Genomic DNA, 914 nt, shown 5'->3' with positions numbered 1-914 from the left:
TATATTGGAACGGACTATTAATGTTTGGACTACTGGGATATTGGATGAATTTCTTAAGTCGGCAAGTATCTTTAAAACAGTAAATTTAATTCAAGATAGGTTCACACTCGAAACAAACTCAGCAGATAATTTATATTTAATTACAAATTTCGGAGAAAAAGGGGAAACTACAACCGTACTACGATGCAGAGTTACCGTACTACGATGCAGAAAAAAGGCCAATTTACCGTACTACGATGCAGAATTACCGTACTACGATGCAGAACTTTCATAGGTAAAAAGCAGGCGGTAGATATTATAAGACTCTTATAAGAGTATTATAAGAAGGGTAAGGGCTTTTAGTTGCCGTTTATTACGGCAACCAAATAGCTCCTACCCTAAAAAAAGAGAAAGAGTGGTTATAAATACCTCAAAAGCAAATAGCTTATGTTAACAAATCCAAAAACGTGCAATTTACGCGTTTAAACAGCTTCTGCGCTTGTTTCAAGTGTTTGGTAGTGTGACTAGGTGTCTCGAAGGCAAATAATGCCTATGACAGGCTTTATGGGTTTTCTTGTTTTCTATTATAATGCCAAGCAAAAAGAGAAGCAGGATAAACAGGTTTGGTAAATACTTCCCCTACATAATTGTTTCTTCATTTGTTGGGCCCTTTCAACCTTGAAGTGCACAAAAAAGAACATATAAATACTTGAAAAAACATCTATTGTGCACCCGAGCATAGCATGTTTGTAGATAATCTCGTAAACACTTCTAGTGGAGTTTCGAAGTTGAGAGCCTTTCTAGGTCTGTTATTTAGTAAAGTTTCCACCCTTTCTATATCCTTGGAAGTCGTATCTAAAAAGCTTTGTGTTTTAGGAAAATATTGCCTAACTAGTCCGTTTGTATGCTCATTTAAGCCTCTTTCCCAAGAATGG

General features: G+C 36.1%; 1 protein-coding gene. It reads right to left on the bottom strand.

Annotation, left to right across the window (positions count from 1 at the left end; genetic code table 11):
• Nucleotides 1-700: 700 nt before the first annotated feature.
• Nucleotides 701-914: transposase (locus tag RHOW815_RS09535; RefSeq protein WP_502757473.1), on the bottom strand; the 214-nt coding region annotated here is incomplete at its 5' end.

Source organism: Candidatus Rhabdochlamydia sp. W815, from assembly GCF_018642185.1.
Lineage (GTDB): Bacteria > Chlamydiota > Chlamydiia > Chlamydiales > Rhabdochlamydiaceae > Rhabdochlamydia > Rhabdochlamydia oedothoracis.
The sequence above is the reverse complement of the archived record's forward strand: the minus strand, read 5'-3'. Positions and strand labels throughout refer to the sequence as shown.